Source organism: Blastopirellula marina DSM 3645 (assembly GCF_000153105.1).
GTDB classification, from domain to species: Bacteria; Planctomycetota; Planctomycetia; order Pirellulales; family Pirellulaceae; genus Blastopirellula; species Blastopirellula marina.
The window spans coordinates 1,952,120-1,978,149 of record NZ_CH672377.1; the positions used below are offsets into that span (position 1 = coordinate 1,952,120).

Sequence of the window (26,030 nt, forward strand, 5' to 3'; positions counted from 1 at the left end):
GCTAAACTTGAGCGTGATCGTCGCCTTGAGTTCATGATACCCTGCCTTGCGAGTCTGTGATGAAGCATGCCCCCCCCGTTTTCGCCCTTATGGCCGTTCTGTTGTTTTCCGGCGTCGCCGCGGCCGCCGATCAGCCGAACATTTTGTTCATTATGTCGGACGACCACGCCTATAACGCGCTGAGTTGCTACGGCAGCAAAATCAACCAAACGCCGAATCTCGATCGCATCGCCAAAGAAGGAATGCGTTTCGACAATTGCATGGTCACCAATTCAATCTGCGGTCCCTGCCGCGCCGTGATCCTGACCGGCAAGTTCAGCCACAAGAATGGGTTTGTCGACAATCACAGCCGCTTTAACGGCAAGCAGTTGACCTATCCCAAGTTGCTGCAAAAGGCCGGCTATCAAACCGCCGTCGTCGGCAAATGGCACCTGGTCAGCGATCCGACCGGTTTTGATTACTGGGAAGTGCTGCAAGGCCAAGGACCGTACTACAACCCGACGATGCTCTCGAATACCGGAAAGCACAAGCACACCGGCTATACGACCGACATCATTACCGATCTGGCGCTCAACTGGCTAAAAGAAAGTCGCGACCCCAACAAGCCGTTCCTGCTGGTCTATCAGCACAAGGCTCCGCATCGCAACTGGCAGCCGGGGCCGAAGTACCTGAACATGTATGACGGCGAAACGATACCGGAGCCCGACACGCTGTTTGACGACTACGAAAATCGGGCCACGCCGGCGTCCGAGCAAGAGATGACGATCGCCAATCACATGAACGCGAACGATCTGAAGCTGACCCAACCCGGCGGTTTGACGAAAGAGCAACTAGCCGCTTGGAACGCCGCTTACGAGCCGAAGAACAAAGCGTTCCAAGAGGCCGACCTGAAGGGAGACGATCTTGTTCGCTGGAAGTATCAGCGCTACATCAAAGACTATCTCCGCTGCGTCGCTGCGGTCGATGATAACGTCGGTCGCGTCCTTGATTATCTGGATGAGAACGGATTGGCCGAAAACACGATTGTCGTTTACACGTCGGATCAAAGCTTTTATCTCGGCGAACACGGCTGGTACGACAAGCGTTGGATGTATGAAGAATCGTTCCGCACGCCGCTGATGGTTCGTTGGCCCGAGAAGATCAAAGCCGGCACGACTAACGACGCGTTGGTGATGAATCTGGACTTCGCCGAGACGTTTCTGAACGCCGCCGGCGTCGAGATCCCGGCCGAAATGCAAGGGCGCAGCTTTTTGCCGATGCTCGAAGGGAAAACGATTCCCGATTGGCGAAAGAGCGTTTACTACCACTACTACGAATATCCGCAGCCGCATCGCGTAGCGCCCCACTACGGCGTCCGCACCGATCGCTACAAGCTGATCCACTTCTACAAGACCGACGAGTGGGAACTGTTCGATCTAGAGAAAGATCCGAAAGAGCTGAAGAGCGTCTATGACGACTCCAAGTATGCGGAAGTTCAGAACGTCATGAAGTCGGAACTGAAAAAGTTGCGTAAACAGTACGAAGACGACGGCACGGTCGTCCAGTTTGACAAAGATGGAAACGTGAAGTCCTCGTAACTTCCGCTCCCTAAAAATCATGCAGGGCGCCCGATCAAGGCGCCCTGCGTTGTTTCTCGCAGAGCACGTCGTTGGGCGTGGAACCAGATCGCGCGCGATCCCCAGTTAAAGTTTTCCCGTTTCACGTTTTGGCCAACACGATGACGACTGATCTTCGAACGCCCTCTTGCTCTCGCCGCAACTTTCTCTCGCTGGCCGTTGCATCGGCGACCCTCGCCGGCGCCAGACCGCTGTTCGCCGCGACGGAATCAACCGATCGCGATCCGTTGCTGATGTCCCAAAATCGGGTCATTTCTCACGCTCGAGAAATCGGCCTCGAAGTTCTCCAGCCAACGCCGGCGGAGCTCGCAGCGGGCTTATCGTTGCACCGGCAATCGCTAGTGTTTGATATCTATGGCTTTGCGCCACGAGCCGCTCTCGATGCGCCGCGCGTGACCGCCGCGATCGAAGCCGGAGCTTCGGACGTGGAGCTGCAAGACTTGGAGGAAGATCTCGGCATGACCCAGGCTACGGTGGAGCCTGCGGAGCGCGAGGAGTTTGACGAAGCCATGCGATGCGGCGGCGTGACCGCCATCTTTCAGAACGCCGGCGAAGAAGGGCAAGATCCGCTGCGACTGATGAAGCGATTGGCGCGATTTACTTATCTGACCGACCGGCTGCGCGGCCTCCTCATGCGCGCCACCGTCCCTGCCGACATCGAAGCGGCCCATCAAGCGGGCAAGCATTGTCTGTATCTGACGGGCAATGGAGTCCCGCTCCCCGCCACCTGGATCAACGTCGAAGAAGAGCTGGGCTACATTCGGCTGTTCTATCAGTTGGGCATTCGCATGATGCACGTCACCTATAACCGGCGCAACTTGCTCGGCGACGGCTGTGCGGAAACGGCCAACGGGGGTCTCAGTGATTTGGGGCGCGCCGCGATCGCCGAGATGAATCGTGTCGGCGTCATCGTCGATGTGGCGCACAGCGGCCGGCAGACGAGTCTCGAAGCGGCTCAAACGTCGCAGAAACCGATGGTGGCCAGCCATACTGTTTGCGCCGGCCTGCGAGACCATATCCGCGCCAAGCCGGACAACGTGGTTCGCGCAATTTGCGACACCGGCGGCTTGATCGGTATTTGTTGGATTCCTAATTTTCTCGGCGGCAGCGGCGATCTGTCGGCTCTCCTCGACCATATCGACTATGCCGTCAAGCGTTTCGGCGTCGATCATGTGGCGATCGGCACGGACGTCGCGCATACGTCGCAGCATGCGGCGGCCGCGAGACAAGCAATTCCGAAACGTCCACGCCGCCGCAGACGCTACGAAGCTCTCTGGCCAGACGGCGCTCTCGGCGGTCACTGGCCGCGCGCGGCAAGTTTGGCTTGGACCAACTGGCCGCTGGTCACCGTCGGCCTGGTCCAGCGCGGTTACTCCGAAGACGACATCCGTAAGATCCTCGGCCAAAACATGCTGCGAGTTTGCCGCGCGCAAGCCAACGCCGAACTTCCAACCGTTGCAGAACTCACTTCCCCATCCCGCTGACGTCCCTTCCCCCAAAAACGCCACGCGCCGCTGGTGACGCCCCCACTCTCCGCTTTCCTACCTCTCTCTCCGCGCAAAAAAATCCCTCGATCGCCATGGCGTGCGAACGAGGGATTATTAATTCAAAGGCTTGCGTAACACGTCGTGTCGCCGCTGGATCGGTGACCTATCGCCGCGGCAATGGGTTCAAGATCGGCAACGAAGCTTCCTGCGGATGAAGCAACGACGGTTCGTCCAAATCCTTCGCTTCCAGTTGAACTTCCGCTGGTTCGCCGTTGGCCAGTTCTTCTTGCTCTTCCATCGGTTCCCCCTCTTCGTCGGTGATGACGATCATCGGGGGTTCGTCGATGCTCGACAGACCTTCGTCGATATTGCTGGGATAGTCTTGCGAACTAGCGACGCGGCCATCCGGGTTCCAGCTCATCCAGCGACCAATTTGCACGCCGTCTTTGAAGGCGCCGTCGGTCTTTTTCAGGCCGTTTTCGTGCCACCACAACCAGCGACCATCTTCTTTGCCGGCGATATACGATCCTTGAATCGCTTTCTGACCATTGCCGAACCACCAAATGAACTTGCCAACCGGCACGTCGAACTCGTATTCCCCTTCGACCTGAATCTGGCCGTTCGAGTAATAGGTGATCCACTTGCCGTGGCGTTCGTCTTTACCTTGCGGTTCAAAGTCGGCCAGTTGCGCGTCCCACCAGCTATCCTTGCTTTTGGCGACCAGCGGAGCGTGCAGGTAGACCCCTTCGCTCTTCTTACGCCCCCCCTTTTCTTGATCGACCTTGGCGGCCAGCTTACGACCTTTGATATAGATCGATCGACTGGGCGATTTGGCGCCGCGAGCGAACTCCAGCACTTCGCCGTCGAGCAAACCGTTCACATAGTTCGCTTCCTGCAGCTTCGAGCCGTCGACATTGTAGAAGTTCGCCGGTCCATGGCGCTCGCCATCGACAAAGCTGATCTCCATGATGATGCGCTGATTCGCGTCATGGATTCCCCAAACGCCGTGCAGCTCGCCCTCTTTGAAGGAAGCGGTCGACACGAAGGGAGGCTTGAATTGGTTGAACGGCGCCGAACGAAACATGTTCGACTCGCTGCCGCGAAACCATCGCGACCAGACGCCATCGCGGCGGTTGTGTTGGTATTGGCCTTCGGCCAGCATCGTGCCGCTTTCGTCCAGATGCTTCCAGTAGCCGTGATTGACGTAGTTTCCTTCGTCGTCCTGCGTCACTTCACGTTCGATCTTGATCGAGGCGTTCGGATAACGCTCTTGAATGAGTTCGACGTCGCCCGTCGCAGCTATCGCCGGCGAGCATAGCGCGACGCAGCCCAACAGGGCCCAAGCGGTCGCGTTCATGTGTCGTCGCATTTCGCACTCCTTTGCATTAGATCGTTCCAGAAGGGTCTATCAATCGTCACTTCGCACTGTCGGCTCGCTGCGGGCCGACGTTTGCGGACGAGACGTTCCCCCCGGCGCCCGTCTCCTGATTCCAGCCAACATCATTGACCGCCCCATCAAGATTCGTCCTGATTACTGTTTCGACGCGATCTGTAGGAATTTCCAGTTCCTTCGGTTCCTGCCGATTTAGCGGCAAATGCGCAAGCCTCCCGCTGACCGCTAACTCCTTGCTCAAATTACCCAGTGCCCCAGTCGGAAAGGGGGTCGCGAAATCAGCGCATGCGTCGACCCTGGCAAGTTGTTACGATAGGGCTGTTGGTCCCGCCTGTTTTCCTCCTGTGATTCGCCCATGGTTCGTTTATCGGGTTTCTGCACGTTGCTGGTTTTGCTGGCGAGCACTCATGCTAGCGCTCAAGCGATCGACGCCTACCGTTCACCGGTCGATGTCGCGATCGGTCCTCAGGCCAAGTGGTTGCTTACCGCCAATCAGACCTCGGGTACGCTTTCGCTAGTCGACCTGTCGACAGGCCGCGTTCTGGACGAGATCTCGGTCGGCGCTCGTCCCAGCTATGTCGTTCTGTGCGCGGATGGCCATACGGCGCTGGTCAGCGCGGCCGATGAAGGACTGCTGGTCAAAGTGCAGATCGACGCCGGTAAGCTCAAGAAAATCGCCGATATTGACGTCGGTTTCGACCCCCACGGCATCGCCGTGCGAAAAGATGGAACCCGCGCCTTTGTGGCGCTTCCCAGTGGACATGCGGTCGGCGTGGTCGATCTGGTGCAAAATCGCCTGATCGAGCATTCGTTTCCCGGGCCGCTGCCGCGTTATCTGACGCTCAGCCCTGATGATTCGCGTCTGGCGGTCGGTCTCTCCGGCGACGGAACCATCGCCGTGATGGAAACGGTCGGCAACTCAGTTCTGTATGCAACTCGCATCAAGGGCTTGAACATCGGCCACATGAAAACGTCGGCCGACGGCAAGCAAGTCTACTTCCCGTGGCTCCACTACGGTGAAAACATCCCGTCCCCCTCTAATATTCGCCGCGGTTGGGTGCTGGGAAATCGACTCGGTCGCGTCGACCTGACCGAAGATGCGCTGGACGAGGTTCTCTCGCTTGATACCGAAGGGAACGCCGTCGCTGACGCATTTGGACTCGACCTGTCCCCTGATGAGTCGCATGTGGTGATCTCGGCGAGCGGCACCCACGAGTTGTTGGTGCTGCGTCTGACCGATTTGAAGATGTACACGGTCGGCTCGACCGAACATATCGATCAAGAGCTGCTTGATGATTCCGCTCGCTTCGCACGGATCCCGGTTGGCGGACGTCCGATGGGACTGGAGATTACGCCGGATGGCGAAAGCGTTTACGTCGCGAACTATCTGTTAGACGCCGTCCAAGAGATCGATCTGGCGACGCGCACCATCCAGCGGACGATTCCGCTCGGCTCCCAGGTCGAAACGACCTTGGCCCGTCAGGGAGAAGCGCTCTTTTATGATGGAGACAAAAGCTTCGATCGTTGGTACAGCTGTCACAGCTGTCATTATGATGGGGGCAGCAATGCCGAGATTTTCGATACCCGCAACGACCGCACGATCGGCACCTATAAGACGGCGCCGGTCTTATGGAACGTCAGTCAGACGCAGCCCTGGACCTGGCATGGTTGGCAGCAAGATCTGCGCAGCGCGATGCAGACGTCATTTACCGAGACGATGCAAGGAAAGCGGTTGGAAGAACAGGAGGTCGACGCATTGATCGCCTATTTCGATCAATTGAAACCTCCCGCGAATCCGTACTCGCGCGAATCATCCGCGGCGGCCGCCGTCGCTCGCGGCAAAGCGATCTTCTTCAGCGACAAGTCGGCCTGCAGCAGTTGCCACGCCGGCGAGAACATGACCGACGGCCAAATGCATGACGTCGGCACCGGCCACCGGCGAGATCGCTATGACGGCTACAACACGCCGTCGCTATTGGGGGTCTACTCGAAGGTTCGGCTGTTGCATCACGGCCGAGCTCGCAACCTGAAAGAAGTGCTGACCGAGCACCACGCTCCTGAAAATGTCGCCGGTGAACCGCTGACGGACCAGGAGACGCGGGATTTGGTGGAGTATTTGAAGACGTTGTAGACAGACTCGGCGACGCGTTGGGCGTTGGTCATTGATCCACAATTCGTCGGCCGCCTCTTCGATCCCTTCTTCGAGATCTTCGGGATCGACTCAAACAGACGTTACGCGATTGCGCCTCGGCAGCTCACAATTCCAGATGACGTGCGCTGCGATCAAGCAAAAATCTTTGTCCTGCTCGACCACGCTTTTGCGATTAGCTAATTGAAGCGACTCTCAACAGCGCTTTTGCGAAGCGATCGAATTGGTTCAGCAGACGATCGCAGGGAAATACAACCTTAATCTCTGTGTCCCACGAATGCGTTCCTTTGCATTCCGCTGTTGTAATTACCCTACTACCCTACCTATTCGTGCGCAAGGGAATCTACTCGCCCCCAATTAATTGACTCCCCAAAAGAGGAGGTTTAGATTAACGGCTTAGATGTCAGCGCCAGTTTTCCCTTCGGCATATATCTGTCTACCCAAAGCAAGGAGGATGACGATGCGATTCCGAAAGCTCATCGCAGTTAGTGCTTTTTTTACGGTGGTGATCTTCTTGACGCCCCCTCTTTTCGCGCAAAAACTCTTCGGCGGAGGCGGAGGCGGAGGCGGAGGTGGCAATGCATGGGGCAACAATGGAGGTAAAAACAATTCGGGGCTCGAAAAAGCCATCGTCGGCGGAATTTTTGGGGCGATCGAACAAGGAATTCGAGCGAGCAGCCACAACGATCACCACGATCACCACGATCACCACGATCACCATGACCATCACGACCACTACAATCACCACGATCGGCACGGCCATTACAACACGCGGCCCTATTATCCCCAGTGGTCGAACAACAATTATCAGCAGTACTACTCCCCCCCGAACCCTGCGCCAGTGAAGGCCGCTCCGGCGCCTCCCAAAATCGTAACGCCGGCAAAAAATAAAGCGCCGGTGAAGATCGTGGCGGCCAAAAAGAACACCGTGCTCAACCCAAACGTTATCCGCGGTCTTAGTCTCGCCGACATCGATCGCGCCAATGAGAAGCTGCGAGATCAGCAAGACGAAAAGCTCGACGATATCGAGGACGATCTCGAGGAAGCGCTTCCTCCCAGCGACACGGATTTGATCACGCAAATGGACGCCGCCGGCATCCAAGATCCCACCATCCAGAAGCAGATTTTGGACGCGAAAAACAAGGGCGACTCGGCCCAGACGCAAATTCTCTTCAATACCAATGCTGATCCGGCTCATAAAGGGGAAGCCGCGGACCTGGCGAAGAAAATTGACCTGCAGAACGATCTCATCGATTTGCGAGAGGAAAATCGGGACGGTAAATTGAGCCAACGCGACATTGATCGGTTCAAAGACAAATCGAAAGGGCTGCTTCCTCCTGGCCCCAAACGGGACGATCTCCTCGCTGACTTCGATGACATGAGCAAAACGGCGGAAGTCCAGGACTTGCTCGATAATGCGGTTCCTAACCCCGGTATGAGCGGACTCGGCGGCGGCTCAGTGACGGTGATTTACAATCCCAACCTTCCGGAAGGTTCGGTCATTAACCTGGGCAACGGCTCGATGATGGTCGGCACAGGCGGCGCGGGAGATCTGTATATCAGCTCCTCTTCGTTGGCTGCGGCAATGGGTTTGCCGGTCGCTGTCTCGCAACCGGTTCCCGAATCAGATGGGAAGATTCCGACGAGCGGAGTCGTGCTGCGAAACGGCTCAGACAACGGCGCCGAGATCGCCTATGTCATCAACGACAAATACGACTACTTGATGAAATCGGGGCATCTCCAAACGCTGGGCGAAGGAAAATGGGTCGTTCGCTATGATCGCGGAGGATCCTTTGGGGAAGCGAAATATACGCTGACCACCGGCACGTATGAGTTCACCCCTACCGACTCAGGCTGGGCTCTCTTCGCCAAAAAGTTTGATATCAAAATCGACAACTCGGGCAATCCGAATGAATTTCAGTACGTGGTCAACAATGTCTCTGCGGTGGTGGGGCCTTACAGCGTGAAGACTCATCACAGCGCTTACCCGCTCGAAGTGCGCTTTGATCGCGGCGACGGCAAAGGAGAGGAACGCAAAGTTCTGAATGGGGGCACGTTCCTGGTCGCCGTCAGTCCCGGTGATAACCTATGGGACCTCTATTCGAACGACGGAATTCCAGTACTTGCCGGAGACCGCAGCGGCGGCATCAACTTGTTCGGCAACTAAACGCGGCCTCGGCGAAACGTTCCCACCAATGGGCGCGCAGGGACGTCGCAATGCGACGTCCCTTTTCTTTGCGCGCTAGGGGAATTGTTCCTGCAAAATCGGCCGAAGATGTCAAAAAAATCCTCCCTGCAGTGCTGTTTCTGGTTATCCGTTTCGGTTTAGGCTAGACTTAGCTTTGCATCCTGCCGCGGCGATCCCTCCTGACTTGCCGCGATTTTGGCGCCGCTCACCCCTGGCGCCCGAAGCTTTCCCGTCGAAATTCCATCCAACTCTATGAGAAAGACCCCATGAAGAAATTGCCTGGTCTTCTTCTACTCGCGGCGATCTTCGCGACCACCACGTTCCTTTCGGCAGCTCACGCCGAAGAAGGCTTCAAGTCGATCTTTGACGGCAAGACGCTTAACGGTTGGCGTGGAAAAGAGCAGTTCTGGAGCGTCCAAGATGGTGCGATCACCGGACAAACCACGTCGGAAAATCCGACCAAGGGAAACACCTTTCTGATTTGGGACCAAGGGAAAGTCGACGACTTTGAGCTCAAGCTGAAATACAAGATCGTCGGCGGCAACTCCGGCATTCAATATCGCTCGACCGACCTCGGCGACTTTGTCGTCAAAGGGTACCAGGCCGATATCGACAGCAAAGACACTTACAGCGGCATCAATTACGAAGAGCGCGGCCGCGGCATCATCGCCAATCGCGGCGTCAAAGCGACCGTCTATGACGGCAACCAAGGAAACAAGGACGAGCGATTCGCCGAATCGGCCGACATCCAAGCCAAAATCAATAAAGAAGATTGGAACGAGTACCACATCATCGCCAAGGGGAATCATCTCACGCACTTCATCAACGGCGTGAAGACCTCCGAAGTGATCGACGAAGGGAAAAAAGACAATCGCGAAAGCGGTATCCTCGCATTGCAATTGCATGCCGGTCCGCCGATGAACGTGCAGTTCAAAGATATCGAGCTAAAACGGACCAAGCTGGAAGATGGCGAAAAGAAAGTCGTGTTCGTCCCGGGGAAGCCGAGCCATGGTTGGGGACAGCACGAACATACCGGCGGCAGCCGTTTATTGATGCTGGCGCTGACCGAAAATGTCCCCGGCTTTCAAGGCGCGATCTATCCCGGCGGTTGGCCGGAAGATCCGACCGCTTTTGATAACGCCGATGCGGTTGTCGTCTTTTGCGACGGCGGCGGCGGACACTTGCTGAACGCCCATCTGGACGAGTTCGACAAGTTGATGAAAGATGGCGTCGGCTTGGCTTGTCTCCACTACGGCGTCGAAGTGCCGAAGGGAGAGCCCGGCGCGAAGTTCCTCGACTGGATCGGCGGTTACTTTGAAACCGATTGGAGCGTCAACCCGCACTGGACCGCTGACTTCAAAACGTTCCCCGATCATCCGATCGCCAACGGCGTGAAGCCGTTTTCGATCAATGACGAGTGGTACTACAACATGCGGTTTCGCAACGACATGGACGGCGTTACGCCGATCTTGTCGGCCGTTCCGCCCAAGTCGACCCTCGATCGTCCTGATGGGCCGCATAGCGGCAATCCTCACGTTCGAGCGATGATCGGGCAACCGCAGCATGTCGCCTGGGCGGCCGAGCGACCTGACGGCGGTCGCGGCTTTGGCTTCACCGGCGGACACTTTCATAGCAACTGGGGCAACGACGACTTCCGCAAAGTCGTCCTGAACGCGATCGTCTGGGTCGCCGGCGAAGAAGTCCCGACGACCGGCGTCGAGTCGAAGTCGCTCACCCAGGACGACCTGGAAGGCTTGATCGGTCCCAATCCCAAAGCAGAAAAAAAAAAGTTAACTAAGCCGCAGGCCGAAGCTGCCAAAACTCCGGCGAACGCGGAGAAAACTGCGGACAAGGCCAAATTTCAATCCAAAGTGGTGACCACGCGTACGCCTGGTCACGCGATCGATATTGATGTCGATATCACCGGCGCGAAACAGCTCTATCTGGTCGTGTCGGACGGCGGCGACGGTTTCTCATGCGACTGGGCCGATTGGGTCGAGCCGCGGCTCATTGGCCCGGCCGGCGAAAAGAAGCTGACCGAACTCGAGTGGAAGTCGGCCACTTCGCAGTGGCGCTCGGTCAATCGCAATCGTAACGTCGACGGCAGTCCCTTGCGTGTCAACGGTCAGCCGGTCGAAAATGGCATCGGTACGCACGCGAATTCGATCATCGCCTACGATCTGCCGGAAGGTTACACCCGCTTCAAAGCCCAAGGCGCACTCGACAACGGCGGCAGCGATCAACAGGGAGGCAAAGTCACCAGCGTCAGCTTTTCGGTCTATACGACGAAGCCTTCCGCCCAAGCGTTGCGCGTCATCTCGGACGGGGGAACGACTCGCGAACCAGAAGACGCGTTGCAAAGCCTGGACGTTTACGAAGGCCTGGAAGCGACGCTCGCCGCTTCCGAACCAACCCTGAAAAGTTTGACCAACTTGGATGTCGACCATCGCGGCCGCGTCTGGGTTTGCGACGTGATGAACTATCGTCGCAACAACGGCTCGCGCGAGGAAGGGGATCGCATTTTGATCCTGGAAGATGCAGACGGGGATGGAGTTTGCGAAAAGTCCAAGGTCTACTACCAAGGTCGCGACGTCGACTCGGCGATGGGCATCTGCGTGCTCGGCAACAAGGTGATCGTTTCGGCGGCGCCCAACATCATCGTCTTTACCGACACGGACGGCGACGACAAGCCCGACCAAAAAGAGTTCCTCTTCACCAAGACCGGCCAGCCCCAGCACGATCACTCGGCGCACTCGTTTCTGTTCGGTCCCGATGGGAAGCTTTACTGGAACGTCGGCAACACCGGCAAGCAGGTCTTTGATAAGGATGGTGAACCGGTTGTCGATATTCATGGCCGCGAAGTGGTCGATAACGGTCATCCTTTCTTCGGCGGCATGCCGTTCCGCTGCAATCTGGATGGCAGTGAGTTTGAAGTGCTCGCCCATAACTTTCGTAACAACTACGAAGTGAACGTCGACTCCTTCGGCACGCTTTGGCAAAGCGACAACGATGACGACGGCAACCGCGGCGTTCGCATCAACTATGTGATGGAGCAGGGAAACTTCGGCTATAAGGACCAGATGAACGGTTCGAGTTGGCAGACGCCGCGCACCGGTATGAGTGATGAAATTCCGCTGCGTCACTGGCATCTGAACGACCCCGGCGTCGTGCCGAACTTTGTGCAAACCGGCGCCGGCTCGCCGACCGGCATCTGCGTCTACGAAGGTCGCTTGCTGCCAAAAGTCTTCTGGGACCAGGTGATCCACTGCGACGCCGGACCCAACATCGTCCGGGCCTACCCAGCCCAAAACGACGGCGCCGGCTACCAAGGCGAGATAGTCGACATCTTGTTCGGTGCGCGGGACAACTGGTTCCGCCCGGCCGACGTTTGCGTCGCGCCTGACGGATCTCTCTTCGTCTCTGACTGGTACGACCCAGGCGTCGGCGGTCACGGGCAGCGCGATCTTGATCGGGGCCGCTTGTTCCGTATCGCTCCTCAGGGAGAAGGTTACCACGTGCCGAAGTACGACTTCGATACGATCGACGGCTCCCTCGCGGCGCTGGAAAACCCCAATCTTTCGGTCCGCTACATGGCCTGGACTTCGCTCCACAAGCAAGGAGCGAAAGCGGAAGACGGCCTGCGCAAGATGTTTGAAACCAACGCCAACCCACGCATTCGCGCTCGGGCGCTCTGGCTGCTGGGCAAAATCGAAGGACGCGGCGAGCACTACGTCGCTCAAGCGTTGGCCGACAAGAACTCGGACATCCGGATCACTGGCTTGCGATTGGCGAAGCAACTGAAACTGCCGATCGAGCCGCTAGTCGCCAAGTTGGTCAGCGATCCTTCGCCGCAAGTTCGTCGCGAAGCGGCGCTCTCCTTGCGTTGGGCTGATAACTCGGCAGGGGCCAAGTTGTGGGCGCAGCTCGCCGCACAACATGACGGCCAGGACCGTTGGTATCTGGAAGCGCTCGGCATCGGCGCCGATTTAAACTGGGACGCTTGCCTGGACGCTTACAACAGCCAAGTCAGCGGCAAGTGGGATACGCCGACCGGTCGCGATATCGTCTGGCGCAGCCGCTCCGCAGAAACGCCGGGCCTGTTGTCGGCGATCATTCGCGAAAACTCAACGCCGTATGAGATGCTGCCGCATTACTTTCGTGCGTTTGACTTTCAAGCGAAGAGCGAAGCCAAAAATCAGACTCTCGCCGATCTTGCTTTTTCTGGCGCCGGAGCCGACGCCAAGTCGCAGTCATTGATCCTTAGTGAAGCGATCAGCCGGCTCGATGGATTTGATGTCTCGAAGAACCCGGAACACGCGACCGCGTTGAAATCGGCGCTTGAAAAACTGTCAGGGACGCCGGTCTTCGTCCAGTTGGTCGACAAGTTCAACGTGAGTGATCGCTACGGTGATCTGTTGGCGATCGCCCAGCAGCAACCAGGCGAAGCGACCGGCGTCGCCGCGATGAAGGTGCTGCTGGACAAGAACCAACGCGACATAGTGGTCAGCGCGATCAACGACAAAGATCTCGAGAAAGCGATCGCCACGGCCGAAGCGGTCGGCAACTCAGCCGCTGGCCCGGCATTGGGCATCATGCAGAAACTGGTTGACGACCCGTCCAAAGATCTCAGCCTTCGTCGCATCGCCGTAAAAGCGCTCGCCGCTAATCGCGGCAGCGCGAACAAGTTGGTCGCGCTGGCCAAGTCGGGCAAGCTCGATCCGGCGCTGATGCAAGCGGCCGCAGCGCCGTTAACCGCTTCCACTTGGCAAGAGGTTCGCGATCAAGCGACGGCGATCTTCCCGGCGCCGCCCAGCAAAGACAACAAGCCGCTGCCGCCGCTGACCGAACTGGTCAAGATGCGCGGCGACGCCGTCAACGGGCAAAAGCTATTCGCCGGCGAGGCGACCTGCTCCAAGTGCCATATCGTCAATAATCAAGGAAAAGAAGTCGGTCCCAATCTGAGCGAGATCGGATCGAAACTCAGTCGCGAAGCGGCGTTTGAATCGATCTTGTATCCGAGCGCCGGCATTAGTCACAACTTTGAGAACTTTGCGCTCTTGTTGGAAAACGGCACGGCGATCACCGGGCTGTTGGTTAGCGAAACCGACGAAGCGATCACGATCAAAAATCAGGAAGGGCTGGTTCGCTCGTTCTCGCAAGACGAAGTCGAAGAGATGAAAAAGCTGTCGACTTCCTTGATGCCCAACGACCTGCAAAAACTGATGACGGTGCAGGAATTGGTCGACGTGACCGCTTACCTGGAGACGCTGAAAAAGAAGAACTAGCGTTCTGGCGCATCGTTCAACTTCGTCCCTACGCGAAAGGTGTTGCTCTACGAGAGCAACACCTTTTTTCATGGCTAGCCGCTCCATCAAGACGCGCAGGAGACAAGCCGGCAGACGCGATTCATCGCTGGTTCCGATAAGCCTAAAGGATCCGCTGAGCGTAGAGACCGCACGCATAGCGGACCCAGCGGCTTTTCCGCTAAGCCTCGGCCGGGCTTCTTAGCGCCCGATAGGTGGTCACCAACAACGTGATCACCGTCAGCGGGACCACAAAGCCAAGCATCATCACCCCGTACGGATAGACCAGCGGCGACTTAACCGCGTCCAGAATCAAATAGCCGGTGTAGGCGCAGTAGTAAAAGACGAACAACAACCCTTCCCATCGTGCGATCGAGTAGCCGGTAAAGAAGATCGGCAAACAGGCGACCGCCACCGCGATCATCACCGGAATATCAAACCGCAGCGCCTCGTCCGAAACGGGAATGCCGCTCGGCGGCACGAGCGCCGATAACCCCAATACGCAGCAGATGTTAAATATATTGCTCCCCACAATGTTGCCGACGGCGATATCGCGTTCACCTCGAATGCTGGCCATCACCGACGCCGCCGCTTCGGGCAATGACGTGCCGACCGCGACGATCGTCAGCCCGATCAACAGCTGACTCATCCCAAAGTAGGTCGCGATCTTGCTCGCTCCGTCGACCAGCGCTTGAGCGCTAAAAGTCAGCGCAACTAAACCGGCGACGATCAGCGCCAACTGCACTAGCAGCGTGCCGACGCTCACCTTCTCTTTGGTTCCATACTCGCCGGCGAACTGATCTTTGACGGCCTGTTGCTCTTTGCGGCTTTGAAAGACGAGCCAAACCAGGTAGACGATCAAAATGCCAAACAAGATGCCGCCATCCAGTTGGCTGATTTCTCCATCTAAACCGAGCGCCAGCACCAAAAACGAAATCGCCACCATCAGCGGCACGTCCAACCGCACCAATTGGCTCGAAACGACCAACGGCGCAACCAGCGCCGACATTCCCAATACCGCAAGCACGTTGAAGATATTACTGCCGACCACATTGCCGACGCCGATGTCGGTATTCCCTTGCAAGCTGGCGCTTAGCGAAACCGCTAACTCCGGCGCGCTGGTCCCAAACGCGACGACCGTCAAACCAACGACCAGCGGAGAAATCCCGACGAGCGCCGCTAGTTTGGACGCTCCGCGCACCAGCAACTCACCCCCAACAACGAGCCCGACTAGCCCGATAATCATCCATACAATAGGCCAAAACATGGCGCGGCGGCTTTCCAGCAAAAGGAAGAATTCAACCAAGGCTCAAGTGTGGCGACCCCCGAGAAATTCAGCAAGCCGCCTAATAGTTCCATTCGCTGCGACGAATCGTTTCTTAGACCGCAAGAGAAGGGGGGAAGCTCATCAAAACGAGGAGAAACCGCGGCACGAGGTCGAAACCGATGGCGACCGTTCGCTGAATCCCGCTTCAAACCCTCCCTTGCAGAGCGAGTTAGAGCTCTGTCCCGCGCGTATCGCCAAGCGACCGAACCAAAGGCGCAGGAATCACCGCCGCCGGAATCACCCACTCTTACCGCTGCGGTAGTGCGAATCGGATCGTTTGTTCGGGTCGCTGTGCCCGTTTTCGTTTTGTCCACTTTCGCCGCGATGCATCGCGACCGGGATGACGCTCGGCGAGTCGAGATCGTCGTCTCCGTCATGCGGCGCGTCTTCAGAGTTTCCCGAGGGATCTTGTCCCAGATGGGTCTTCTTGTCAGGGCGGAACATCGCGCCTAGCGGTCCTGCTAACAGGGCCGGCAAAAAGACAAGGTCGCCGACCAGGGCCGCCGCCAAGAGCGAGACCATGAGGTAACCAAAGCGTTGTGTCGGCGTGAACGAACTGACGGCGAAGACCGCCAATCCCAGCCCGCCGATGATGGTGGTCTGCATCATCGCGACGGCGCAACGTCGATAAGCTTCGCGAATCGCATCGCTACGGCTCAGCCCCTTATCCAGCCCCCAGCGGAACCAAGTGAGGAAGTGGATCGTATCGTCGACCGCGACGCCCATCGCAACGCTGGCGGTCATCATCGTGCCGATGTCGACTTCGATTCCGGCAAGCCCCATGAAGCCGAAGATCAACACCACGGGGAAGACGTTCGGCAACATCGACACAATACCGGCTCGGATGCTCTTCAGCACGAACGACATGACGATCGCGATCAACGCAAAGGCCCACAGCGTGCTCTCGACCAGGCTCGACAACAGGGTGCGAGCCGCTTTGTAGACGACCGGGACGACGCCGGTATAGATAACCGTCAACTCGGGCAAGTCGGGATCGGTTACCGACAACTGCGGCGAGCTGGGACTGTATTGATAATCGGTCGCGTCGATGATCGTCTTGCCGGCCGTTTTGATCTTGGCCAGATCGTATTTGTTGGAGTCGGCGACGACGACGAAATACTGATCGCGCTTCATCAAAGCGTCCAGTCGCGCCTGAGAGTTGCCGTCGGGATGTTCGGCGTCGCCGATCGGGTCGAAATAGTTGACGTTTAAACGCGCATTGACCAACAGATCGCGGAGGGTCGTCGCGAAGATCTTCTGCGGATCAAGCTTGTACTCGACCTCTTCCCCGGCCGCTTTGGCGGCGGCCTGTTGGTCGTAGACCATAAAGTTAGGGCCCAGGATAGTGACTCTTTCGGTCACAAATCCTTGGTTGTCGTTCGCCTTGTCGATCGTACGTAAAATCTCGTCCCGCTTGCGATAGGCGGCGATGACCGGTTCGGCGATCTCTTTCAGGTCGGTGACAAATCGCCCGTACTCAATGTTTTGCAGTGCGCCTAAGCGAAGACTGACTCGCCACAGTTCGGCGCCTGACGCGTCTTCTTGACGCAGATAGTCGGTTTTGAGGAACTCGTCGCGGTGTTCTTCCAGGCGACGATTGTAGGCGCCGCGAACGGCGAAATCGCGAGTTGAGCCGCCCGACTCCGGCAATACCGGAGCGAACGTGGCGACGCTCATGCCGTTGCCGACAAGATCCCGTCCTTGCGGCCCAAGAACGTCTTCCACCGCGTTCTGCACGCGCTGGGCCATCTCCATTCGTTCGAGAAACGTATATTGGAACTTTTCTTGCTCAGCCGCTTCCGGATCGCGCGGCTCGTCCGTCCCAATCGATCCCATCAGCTGGGGCTCGACGCGAATGACCAGTTCCATCGGCACGAGCTTGCCAATTTTTTGTTCGAGCCATCCGTAGTCTTTAATAATCTCGGAGTTGGCGTCAAACATCTTGAGCAACTGCACAGACGTTTTGATGTACGTCAATCCGAAGCCGAAGATGATGAAAGCGACAAAGCACATGGTCGCGACGACGGTGCTGCGTTGGATGATGAAGTCAGCGACACGAAGCGCGAAGTTTTCCATCCAGACCGACGCCGGCGACTTCGCTTGCAGGCTCCCATCTTTCGATTTTTTGGCTTTGGGAGGCCATTGCTGCAGCGCCGCCGGCAAGTAGGTGAAGAGCAGCGCCAGCGTCGCCAAGACGCCCATGGCTGAGAAGATGCCGAACTTTTTGATCGGAGCGATATTGCTGGTCGCCAGCGAACCAAGTCCGACCGCAGTGGTCAGCGCGGCGATCAAGCAGGGATACCAACCGTGAGAGACGGCCAACTCGGGAGCGCCGTCGATTCCATCTTCTTCGACGGCGTCTTTGTAGTAGTTGATGATATGGATCGCGCCGGCGAGTCCCAGTACGTAAACGACGGCCGGCATCGACATCAACACGGCGTCAGGCCAGCTGCCGCACCAATAGACGAGCGACATGCTGGTAATCGCGGCGACGCCGCCGACGAAGAAGACCATGATCGTCAGCTTGACGCTGCGCAAGCAAAGGTACGACAAGCCAACCCCAACGGCCACGGCGAATAGCACCAGGCGCGCCAGAGTAATCTCACCCTCTTCGTCGATCGCGACGTTGTCGACCGGAGGGCCGCCGAGATGAAGCTCATCCTGTGGAATTCCGGCTTCAATGCAGAGTTGACGCATTCGTCCCAACGGACGTCCCATAAAGCCGCGACCGAGCGTGCGGCGCAAGTCGACTTTGCCTGCTTCGCTGAGCGTTGCGATCAAGCAGGTCTGCTGGCCGTCAGGACCAAACAGCACGCCTTGCAGACGCTCGTGCGCGATGCGGTTGGCTTCGTCCAGATCGGCCGCGTCGGCTGCTTCTGGATCGCGTAATAGCGATCCGCCGGGCTCGGCAAGTTGCGCCAGCACCTGCGGACCGGTCACGACCGATTTGAAGAGGTGAGCCTGAAGCGTCGCGGGGCGCTTGTAATATTCGGTATCAACAGTTGCGGCATATTCGCCGGAGAGTTCGTTCGTGCCGGTAAAGAGACGCTCCATGGTGCGATAGGCGGCGCCAAGCATGGTGCTGCCGCCGTTCCAGCTTTGTATTTCACCATTGGGCAGAATGTAGTACCACTTTTCGCCGGTCCCCTTGAGCCACTTCTCCTCTTGGCCTCCCCAGTTCTCATAAAGATTACCGGTCAGGTAGAGACCATAGCGATCCCCGGCGAAATCATCGCCGTGACCGGCGACGTCGGCGCCAAATTTCTTCTCACCGTCCGTCGGCGCCGAAGGGACCAATTTCTTGGCCAACAACTGCAAGCGTTGATCGTCGGGGGTGCAACCATCCCAGCTGACGAGGACGAATTGTTCGCCCAAGAAGTGCTCGCGAAACCAGTTCAGATCTTTGGTTTCGGTGAAGTCGCTCGGCAGCCAATCTTTGACGTCATTCTTCATCCGTTCCAGCGACAACCGCGCACCGCGGAGCGAGAACGGCACCAAGAAAAAGACCGCCATCAAAATGAGCAGAGAGTAACGTTGGAAAAACGTAGGACGGCGTTCTTGCATGGACATCAGCGCCAAGTGGTTCGATGCGGCGGTGCGGGGCAGTTATGGTTCGCGACGATCGTAACGATCAACGCACTAACAGCACATCTAACTAAAAAGATGCGCAAGTTCCCACCACTATCTAAGCTTCCAGACTAATGTTTCGAGGGAAGTGCGTAAATGCCAAGCGCTAGCGTCCAGATCGCTTCCTCGCTATTCGGAGGATGCTATGTTTTCCTATTCTTCCTAACCCCACCTCGGCCATTGTTGATGCATCCTTCATTTTGGCAAATCGTCGCTTTGGCGATCGTTCAAGGAGTCGCCGAATTCTTGCCGATCAGCTCTTCCGGCCATGTCGTCATCTTGGCGACGCTGCTAGGCGCTACGGCGGAGCAATTTGATGTGGTCGAATTGAACATTTTCCTCCACTTGGGGACGTTCGCATCCATCGTCGCTTACTATTGGCGAGAAATCTTGCGGCTCTTGACCGAAGATCGGCGCGTGATTGGACTTTTGGTGCTGGGAACCCTTCCGGCAATCGCCGCAGCCCTGTTGCTGAAAGCGACCGGCTTCGATCATTTGCTGCAAAGTCCGCTGGTCGCGGCGGTTTGCTTGCTAGCAACCGGGATGCTGCTGCTGTGGACAAGTCGACAAACCGGGGGCGACGCGGATTACCGTAAACTCCCCCCATTGCGGGCATTGGGGATCGGCATCGCCCAAGCGGTCGCGATCTTGCCCGGAATCTCGCGCAGCGGCACGACGATCGCCGCCGGTTTGAAAACGGAACTGAAGCCGCAGCAAGCGGCGACGTTTTCGTTTTTGCTGGCGTTGCCGGCGATCTTGGGAGCATCAATTTGGGAGATCATCCAGCGCGTGCGCGAGACCGATGCTGGTCCGCAGCTATCGATTTCATGGCTACTCGGAGGCGCCCTGATCGCCGCGGTGGTCGGTTACGCTTCGATCGGCGTGTTGATCCGCGTCCTCGAGAAGAAGCGGCTGCACTATTTCGCGTGGTGGTGCTTCTTGGCTGGCGGCGGCATGCTGACCTATCTGGCGACGCGTTAGAGCGAGCGCTCCTTCGCGATCGCGTCAGCGCCATGTCTTCGCGGGGGCGATTATTGTCTCCGCGCTGGAGATCGGACATGCACTTTCGCTTCGCCTCCACTCGGTATGACAATCAACGGCGACGACTTCGCCTGGCTCCTAGCCATACCAGGGATCTGCTGCTGCACTTAGCGATGTTGCTGACAGCGCAAAAAAAAGGCCCCCGGAAAGTCTCGGTATCCCAGGGGGGCTTAGGATCCGTTGCTCTTCCGGGAGCGATTGGATGCTACTTGGCCGGCGTCATCCTTGACGCGGCCGAGTCGCGGGTCTTTAGCTCACAAGGTTCACGCGTCGAGCAGATTTCAAATTTCACCATCCGCATCCGTGCCGACAGTTGGATTCGCGATCCGCAGAAAACTACAAGTAGAATTCCGGTGCTGGACTCTATCTTTTCAAGCGTGGCGAGTCGCTGCCAAAGTTGTTCCAAAGAACATTTCCTGGCGGTGACTCGCGTCGTGAGGCGGCAAGATATGCCATCACAGAAATCGGGTCAAGTGCGATTTCCGCTCAAGAAAAAAAGAAGTCGCACCGGCTTGCCGCGACGCTCGCTAGCGTCATCTTTAGGAGCAAGCCGTGAACTTGCCTAACGCGAGGTCGTTGTTGAGCCTGGTTCGCTACGGTCGGTCGGTCCCGACGAGGTGCGAATCAGAACAGGCGAGTCGATTTCCATTTCGCTGCCGCACAATGCGACGCGGTTGCCTGCCGCTTCGATCGCTTTGCCCAGGGCCGCTTCGGCACGCAGGAAAATATGATCCAAACCGTCTCCTTGCAGCGCCTCGGTCACGCCGCACGAGATCGAAAACTGGCGAACGTCGTCGTCTTTGCGAATCTTGAAACGCTCCACCGCTTTTCGCAGACGATCCGATACCGCCGCGGCGCGATTGATGCTGGCCGACGGCAAGAGGATGCCGTAACGTCCGTCGGCGATGCGGCCGACGTGATCCATGTCTCGCATTGCGGCGATCAGCATTCGTTCGAGCGTTTCACTAAACGCTTTGACGATTCCCTTGGGGTTGTTAGCGACAAAGTCTTCGTATCGATCGACAGCCAACACGATCAAGGAAATCGGGAGCGAGTCTCGTTTGAATTGGTGCAATCGACGGTGAATGTCGCCGCGAAATTCTTCGCCGCCGGATACCGTGACTCGCTTTTCTTCGACGACGGGCGTTTCTTCGGCAGGTTCCTCGATTCGTTGCGACTCGCTCAACACCGGACGCGATTTCTCACCGTCGTTCCAATAGGCGCGATTGCGGCCGGCATTCTTGGCTGCGTACAAAGCCGAGTCAGCCCGTTTGATCAAGTTCGCTTCGTCGTCGTTGCGGTTCACTTCGGCTACGCCGCAGCTGGTGGTGACCTGCAGCAGCTGCCCTTCAAAGACGATTTCCATCGAAGCGACGGCGCGAACTACGCGAGCGGCGGCGATCTGCGAATCGAAAATATTTGAGCCCGGCAAAATGACGGCGAATTCTTCTCCGCCAAAGCGAATCGCGGCGCCGCCGATGGTCGAAGCGACGCGTTCCAGCGTGCGGGCGGCGCTCTTCAGAACTTCATCGCCCGCCATGTGGCCGTAGGTGTCATTGAATTTTTTGAAATGGTCGATGTCGAGCATCATCAGCGAAGTAGGACGACGCGTCTTTTGGAACTCTTGCAGCCGGCGCGACATCTCGTGATCGAAGACGCGGCGGTTGGGAAGCGCGGTCAACGCGTCGGTCCGCGCTTCGACCGTTTGCGATTGGATAATTTGAGATTGTTGCAGCAGGCGCATTTCGGCTTGATTCAACCGATCGCCCAGCGACTTGTTGGCGTCGATCAGCTGCGAGATGGCGCCGGTCACCGAGTTGGCGTCGGTCGAGCGTGAAACGAGACCTTCGTTGATCCTGGCCATTCGATCGGTATGTTCACCGACGTCGCTGCGAACCGACTCGGTCAGTTCGTGGACTTGCTCCAGCAATCGCTCCAATTCCTTTTGCGTGATGTTGGCGGCGCGGTCTTCGTCCGCTTCCGGATTCCCGATTCGTTCGCCTTTGGCTGCAGCCGCACTCATGACCGCTGACGACGCCGGTTTTCTCTCGTGCAAATAATTGACGAACTTTTCGATCGAGATAGCCAACAGCTTGATCGGCGAAAGCGAATGACTGCCAAACAGGAACCATCCGCAAGCTATGCCGATAGCTGTGCAGCCGATGCTCAATAGAATGTCGATAAAAAAGACGCTCATGCGATCTTCCGAGTACGGAACAGGGAGGGCGCCGACCGCGCCTCACGGAGACGCAATGGTGACACCCTTTATTTAGTTCACGCCGGGCGACAGTCAATTTGCACCTACGGGGAAATCAATATGAACTGCTGCTGGGCAAGCGAATTACGGCGGTTGTTCAGCGCATTTGGCGCATTCGGCACAACCGGAAACCGTCGTTCATTCGCGAACTGTTTGCGCTTCGCCGCAATTCGTACTCGGAAGTGACAAATACGACCTAACTTTTTCTAGTTGCGCGATTTAAGTAGGCTGACGGCGCGTGACGAAGATAGGCGTTTTTTGGAAGTTGCTGGGGGGCAAATCATGAAATCAGACGAAGCAGAAAAAGGGCCTCGCGTACGTGGACCACGCGTCGTGTTGGTCGATGACGACGAGGCCATCATGCGTTGCGTAGGACGCGTGCTGGAACTGGACGAAGACATTGAAGTAGTTGGACAAACGGGACACGCCCAGGCAGGCGTCGCGCTCGTATGTGAGAAGCGCCCTGATGTCGTTCTGATGGACATCCACATGCCGGGCGCCGATCCTTTTCTCGCTTGCCGCGAGATCCAAACGGCCCTCGACGGGGCTTGCCAGGTTCTCTACTACACTGGTTTTCCACGCGACCAGTATCTCGATCGATGCATCGCCAGCGGAGCGGCCGGCATCGTTTCGAAACATACCGAATCAATCCGCAACGTCGCGTTGGCGATTCGACATGTCGCCGCCGGCAACACCTACTTCTCGCCGGAACTGGCCAATCGCTTGATCGAACTCGAGGCCGGGCACCCCATGTCGCGTATCGCCACGCTGACGCATCGCGAGATTTCGGTCTTACGCGAACTAGCGGCCGGCAAGACGCAATTGGAAATCGCCGCAGCGCTCGATCTGAGTGAACGGACAGTCAACAAAGAGGTTGGCGATCTGAAAGAAAAGCTCGCTCTTCGTTCGCTGAACGAGTTGCTGATCTTTTCCGTGAACGAGGGCTTGTCTCATCCAGAACTGATTCACAAGTACGGCGCCTAAAAAGCGCACTTATGAACCCGTAGAAGCCGTTTTATTGGGTACTAGCCGACCATACGCTAAAAATCCGTGTTTATTTGCCCACAAAATACGGCATTTGTTGCGACAATAGTTGCGAACTGTCCTTTCATACCCTAAATCACTTACATCTCGGGTGTGCTGCCCCTTCATCCGAGCGAAACCGCGTCGAACCTGCTGACGACGCGGTTTCTTTTTTTCTTGCGACCCACGGTGACAAAAAAAGTCGCTTTGCGAACTTCGCAAAGCGACCGATGTTGGTGAACGGAAACGTCGCATCAATGCGCCGTCGCCGGTCGATCTAATTGGCGAGAAGCCTAGTCCTTCTTGAGCTGCGATTCGATCGCTTGGACCACTTCCGGCGAATCGGGTTCGATCTTCGTACGGAATCTTGCGACCACTTTGCCATCGCGATCGATCAGGAACTTTTCAAAGTTCCATTTCACATCGCCGGGATCTTGCTGGAAGCTTTTCAGCTTCTTATAGACGGCGGCCGTCTCTGGTCCGTTGACGTTGATCTTTTCCATCATGTCGAACGAGACGTTGTATTTGTCGGTGCAGAATTCCTGAATTTCCAGCGCGGTCCCCGGTTCCTGGCCGCCAAATTGATTGCAGGGAAAGCCGACCACTTCGAGACCTTCGTCATGGTATTTTTCGTACAACGCTTGCAGCGGTTTGTACTGCGGCGTCTTGCCGCACTTGCTCGCGACGTTCACAACCAACACGACCTTGCCCTTGTACTTGGACAGATCCACTTTTTCGCCGCTGAGCGAATTGACTTCGCCTTCGAGCAACGTATCCGCAGCCGAAGCGAACGAAGCTAACGCGAAGACCGCGGCAAACACTCCGCCGCTAAACAATACTCGCATCATCGCAATTTCCTCCAAGGGAATGGCCGCACGCTTGCAGAACGAGCGCCGGCGACAAAGGGGTGATTTGATACCAGGCAGGCGCGTGCCGCAGCGGCTCGCGATCCTTCTGATTCTACCCGGGCAAATAGGGGTTACAAGTTTCCCCTCCCCCCCCTACGCCGCCTTTGGGGGTGTTCTCGCGCAGGCCGATGGCCGGTAGAACCAAGGTTTCGCATTTCACCGACTAACGACCGAATCGCATGTCCGCCGTCCTATCTCCCCCGTTTCTGTTCCATTTTTCGGTGCCGCTCCGCTATCGCGCGAAGATTTGGAGCGATAAACCGCTCGCATTTGGGGAAGAATATCGCCTGCAATCGTTCGGACATTTAGAGGGACGCCGGCAATTTGCCGATATTCGCGCCGCTTGGAACGAGCGCGGAATCGCTTTTTCGATCAATGTGACAGGCAAACGTCAGGCCGCCTGGTGCCGCGAAAGCCGAGCCGTCGAGAGCGACGGAGTCCAGATCTGGCTCGATACGCGAGCGACCAACAATGTCCACCGAGCGACCAAATTCTGCCATCGGTATGTTTTCTTACCAACCGGCGGGGGGCACTCGCTGCGGGAACCGGCGGCCGATCAGCTGCTGATCAATCGAGCGCGCGAAAACGCCAAGCCGATCCGGCCCGGCGAACTGCGCATCCGCAGTCAGATGAAAGCGGACGGCTACTTTCTCGAATGTTGCGTGCCGGCGACGGCGCTGACCGGATACGACCCGAGCGAATATGATCGCGTCGGTTTCTACTACGCCGTCATGGACCGCGAACTGGGTTGGCAGAACTTTAGCGTCGGCACCCAATTCCCATTTGATGAAGATCCCAGCACATGGGGCGTCTGCGAACTAGTTCGCGACTAAGAGCAAAACCAAAAGCCAGGGAAATCCCCTTTTATCGAATGCGTCTAGCGGCATATTTTGCTCCTCTGCTTGGGACGGCTCGCGGCTTCCATGGAGTGCGCAGTCCCGTTTCGGTTCCCTCCTTGGCGACGATTTATCATCGAACAGACTTCTCTCCCCTCGCGGCGCGATATAAATAGAGGAATGATTCGACGATCTTGACCGGCATTTAACGCGAGCACTGATCTATGGCGGAAGCGACCTTCGGCGGCGGTTGTTTTTGGTGTACCGAAGCGATTTTTCAGCGTCTCGACGGGGTGACGTATGTCGAACCCGGCTACTCCGGTGGAAAGACCGCCAACCCAACGTACGAGGCCGTCTGCCGGGGAACGACAGGGCATGCCGAAGTGATTCGGATCGAATTCGACCCGGCCGTGGTCGACTATGAGTCGCTGCTGGAGATCTTTTTTCAGACGCACGACCCAACCACGCTCAACCGCCAAGGCGCCGACGTCGGGACGCAGTATCGCTCGGTCATCTTCTATCATGACGCCGCGCAAAAAGAAGCGGCGGAGCAGTTTCTTCAGCAGTTGGATGCGGCCCAAGCCTATCCTTCGCCGATCGTGACCGAGATTTCCCCGCTCACCAACTATTTTACGGCCGAAAACTATCACCAGAACTATTTTGACAGCCACCCCAATCAATCTTATTGTGCGGCGGTAATTGCCCCCAAAGTCGACAAATTTCGCCGAAAATTCGCCGCGAAACTGAAAGAGGGGGGCGCCTAGCGCCGGCCAATTCGCTCCTCGCCAGAGGGCGTAAGGTGTGTTAGCATTTCGGGTTTAGATCGTCGCTTTGAGCGACGGATGAACGAGACCAGACCCATACGCGGAGTCGTC

15 protein-coding genes are annotated in these 26,030 nt (G+C 57.2%); 10 read left to right on the forward strand and 5 right to left on the reverse strand.

The window, feature by feature from the left end:
* Positions 1-89 precede the first annotated feature (89 nt).
* A complete protein-coding gene (locus DSM3645_RS27120) occupies positions 90-1,577 on the forward strand; it encodes a sulfatase family protein (protein ID WP_002655873.1) in 1,488 nt (495 codons plus the stop codon).
* Positions 1,578-1,717: 140 nt separating this feature from the next.
* Positions 1,718-3,100: a dipeptidase gene (locus DSM3645_RS27125; protein ID WP_050769548.1), complete on the forward strand. Its 1,383-nt coding sequence runs from the start codon at positions 1,718-1,720 to the stop codon at positions 3,098-3,100.
* Between the two features lie 166 nt (positions 3,101-3,266).
* On the opposite strand, the gene DSM3645_RS29110 is transcribed toward DSM3645_RS27125, so the two are convergent.
* A complete protein-coding gene (locus DSM3645_RS29110) occupies positions 3,267-4,472 on the reverse strand; it encodes a toxin-antitoxin system YwqK family antitoxin (RefSeq protein WP_081445030.1) in 1,206 nt (401 codons plus the stop codon).
* A 379-nt stretch (positions 4,473-4,851) separates the two neighbouring features.
* Between DSM3645_RS29110 and DSM3645_RS27140 the strand changes: the two genes are divergently transcribed.
* From DSM3645_RS27140 to DSM3645_RS27150, 3 genes are all read left to right on the forward strand, one after another.
* Positions 4,852-6,627 (forward strand): cytochrome c peroxidase, encoded by a 1,776-nt coding sequence (locus DSM3645_RS27140; protein WP_002655877.1) that lies wholly within the window; start codon positions 4,852-4,854, stop codon positions 6,625-6,627.
* Between the two features lie 478 nt (positions 6,628-7,105).
* A complete protein-coding gene (locus tag DSM3645_RS31055) occupies positions 7,106-8,812 on the forward strand; it encodes a hypothetical protein (RefSeq protein ID WP_131282862.1) in 1,707 nt (568 codons plus the stop codon).
* A gap of 287 nt (positions 8,813-9,099) precedes the next feature.
* Entirely contained in the window at positions 9,100-14,118 is a 5,019-nt protein-coding gene (locus DSM3645_RS27150) for a PVC-type heme-binding CxxCH protein (protein WP_002655880.1), read from the forward strand.
* Positions 14,119-14,317: 199 nt separating this feature from the next.
* Here DSM3645_RS27150 and DSM3645_RS27155 read toward each other — a convergent pair whose 3' ends face one another.
* Positions 14,318-15,403 (reverse strand): calcium/sodium antiporter, encoded by a 1,086-nt coding sequence (locus DSM3645_RS27155; protein ID WP_040353049.1) that lies wholly within the window; start codon positions 15,401-15,403, stop codon positions 14,318-14,320.
* A gap of 297 nt (positions 15,404-15,700) precedes the next feature.
* The gene (locus tag DSM3645_RS31570) at positions 15,701-18,976 is read right to left on the reverse strand and encodes an efflux RND transporter permease subunit (protein ID WP_002655882.1); all 3,276 of its coding nucleotides are present in this window, start codon (positions 18,974-18,976) and stop codon (positions 15,701-15,703) included.
* 300 nt (positions 18,977-19,276) lie between these two features.
* On the opposite strand from DSM3645_RS31570, the gene DSM3645_RS27165 reads away from it, so the two are divergent.
* Positions 19,277-20,071, forward strand: coding sequence for an undecaprenyl-diphosphate phosphatase (locus DSM3645_RS27165; RefSeq protein WP_002655883.1), 795 nt, complete (start codon positions 19,277-19,279; stop codon positions 20,069-20,071).
* A 622-nt stretch (positions 20,072-20,693) separates the two neighbouring features.
* Here DSM3645_RS27165 and DSM3645_RS29115 read toward each other — a convergent pair.
* Entirely contained in the window at positions 20,694-22,328 is a 1,635-nt protein-coding gene (locus DSM3645_RS29115) for a GGDEF domain-containing protein (RefSeq protein WP_002655884.1), read from the reverse strand.
* Positions 22,329-22,426: 98 nt separating this feature from the next.
* Here DSM3645_RS29115 and DSM3645_RS31575 point away from each other — a divergent pair, with 98 nt between their 5' ends.
* Together DSM3645_RS31575 and DSM3645_RS27175 are read left to right on the forward strand one after the other, a co-directional pair.
* Positions 22,427-22,588: a hypothetical protein gene (locus DSM3645_RS31575; RefSeq protein WP_002655885.1), complete on the forward strand. Its 162-nt coding sequence runs from the start codon at positions 22,427-22,429 to the stop codon at positions 22,586-22,588.
* Between the two features lie 82 nt (positions 22,589-22,670).
* Positions 22,671-23,372, forward strand: a complete 702-nt coding sequence (locus tag DSM3645_RS27175; RefSeq protein ID WP_002655886.1) for a response regulator transcription factor — start codon at positions 22,671-22,673, stop codon at positions 23,370-23,372.
* Positions 23,373-23,704: 332 nt separating this feature from the next.
* Here DSM3645_RS27175 and DSM3645_RS27180 read toward each other — a convergent pair whose 3' ends face one another.
* A complete protein-coding gene (locus DSM3645_RS27180; protein ID WP_002655887.1) occupies positions 23,705-24,259 on the reverse strand; it encodes a glutathione peroxidase in 555 nt (184 codons plus the stop codon).
* A gap of 239 nt (positions 24,260-24,498) precedes the next feature.
* Here DSM3645_RS27180 and DSM3645_RS27185 point away from each other — a divergent pair, with 239 nt between their 5' ends.
* Entirely contained in the window at positions 24,499-25,152 is a 654-nt protein-coding gene (locus DSM3645_RS27185; RefSeq protein ID WP_002655888.1) for a sugar-binding protein, read from the forward strand.
* 227 nt (positions 25,153-25,379) lie between these two features.
* Positions 25,380-25,919: a peptide-methionine (S)-S-oxide reductase MsrA gene (gene msrA / locus DSM3645_RS27190; protein ID WP_002655889.1), complete on the forward strand. Its 540-nt coding sequence runs from the start codon at positions 25,380-25,382 to the stop codon at positions 25,917-25,919.
* Positions 25,920-26,030 lie beyond the last annotated feature (111 nt).

What these genes read in the sequence shown, in the direction of transcription:
- DSM3645_RS27140 (WP_002655877.1), top strand. Translation starts at nt 4,852, where the DNA reads ATGGTTCGTTTATCGGGTTTCTGCACGTTGCTGGTTTTGCTGGCGAGC.
- DSM3645_RS31055 (WP_131282862.1), top strand. Translation starts at nt 7,106, where the DNA reads ATGCGATTCCGAAAGCTCATCGCAGTTAGTGCTTTTTTTACGGTGGTG.
- DSM3645_RS27165 (WP_002655883.1), top strand. Translation starts at nt 19,277, where the DNA reads ATGCATCCTTCATTTTGGCAAATCGTCGCTTTGGCGATCGTTCAAGGA.
- DSM3645_RS29115 (WP_002655884.1), bottom strand. Translation starts at nt 22,328, where the DNA reads ATGAGCGTCTTTTTTATCGACATTCTATTGAGCATCGGCTGCACAGCT.
- DSM3645_RS27185 (WP_002655888.1), top strand. Translation starts at nt 24,499, where the DNA reads ATGTCCGCCGTCCTATCTCCCCCGTTTCTGTTCCATTTTTCGGTGCCG.
- DSM3645_RS27120 (WP_002655873.1), top strand. Translation starts at nt 90, where the DNA reads ATGGCCGTTCTGTTGTTTTCCGGCGTCGCCGCGGCCGCCGATCAGCCG.
- DSM3645_RS27125 (WP_050769548.1), top strand. Translation starts at nt 1,718, where the DNA reads ATGACGACTGATCTTCGAACGCCCTCTTGCTCTCGCCGCAACTTTCTC.
- DSM3645_RS27175 (WP_002655886.1), top strand. Translation starts at nt 22,671, where the DNA reads ATGAAATCAGACGAAGCAGAAAAAGGGCCTCGCGTACGTGGACCACGC.
- DSM3645_RS27180 (WP_002655887.1), bottom strand. Translation starts at nt 24,259, where the DNA reads ATGATGCGAGTATTGTTTAGCGGCGGAGTGTTTGCCGCGGTCTTCGCG.
- DSM3645_RS27150 (WP_002655880.1), top strand. Translation starts at nt 9,100, where the DNA reads ATGAAGAAATTGCCTGGTCTTCTTCTACTCGCGGCGATCTTCGCGACC.
- DSM3645_RS29110 (WP_081445030.1), bottom strand. Translation starts at nt 4,472, where the DNA reads ATGCGACGACACATGAACGCGACCGCTTGGGCCCTGTTGGGCTGCGTC.
- msrA (WP_002655889.1), top strand. Translation starts at nt 25,380, where the DNA reads ATGGCGGAAGCGACCTTCGGCGGCGGTTGTTTTTGGTGTACCGAAGCG.
- DSM3645_RS31570 (WP_002655882.1), bottom strand. Translation starts at nt 18,976, where the DNA reads ATGGCGGTCTTTTTCTTGGTGCCGTTCTCGCTCCGCGGTGCGCGGTTG.
- DSM3645_RS27155 (WP_040353049.1), bottom strand. Translation starts at nt 15,403, where the DNA reads ATGTTTTGGCCTATTGTATGGATGATTATCGGGCTAGTCGGGCTCGTT.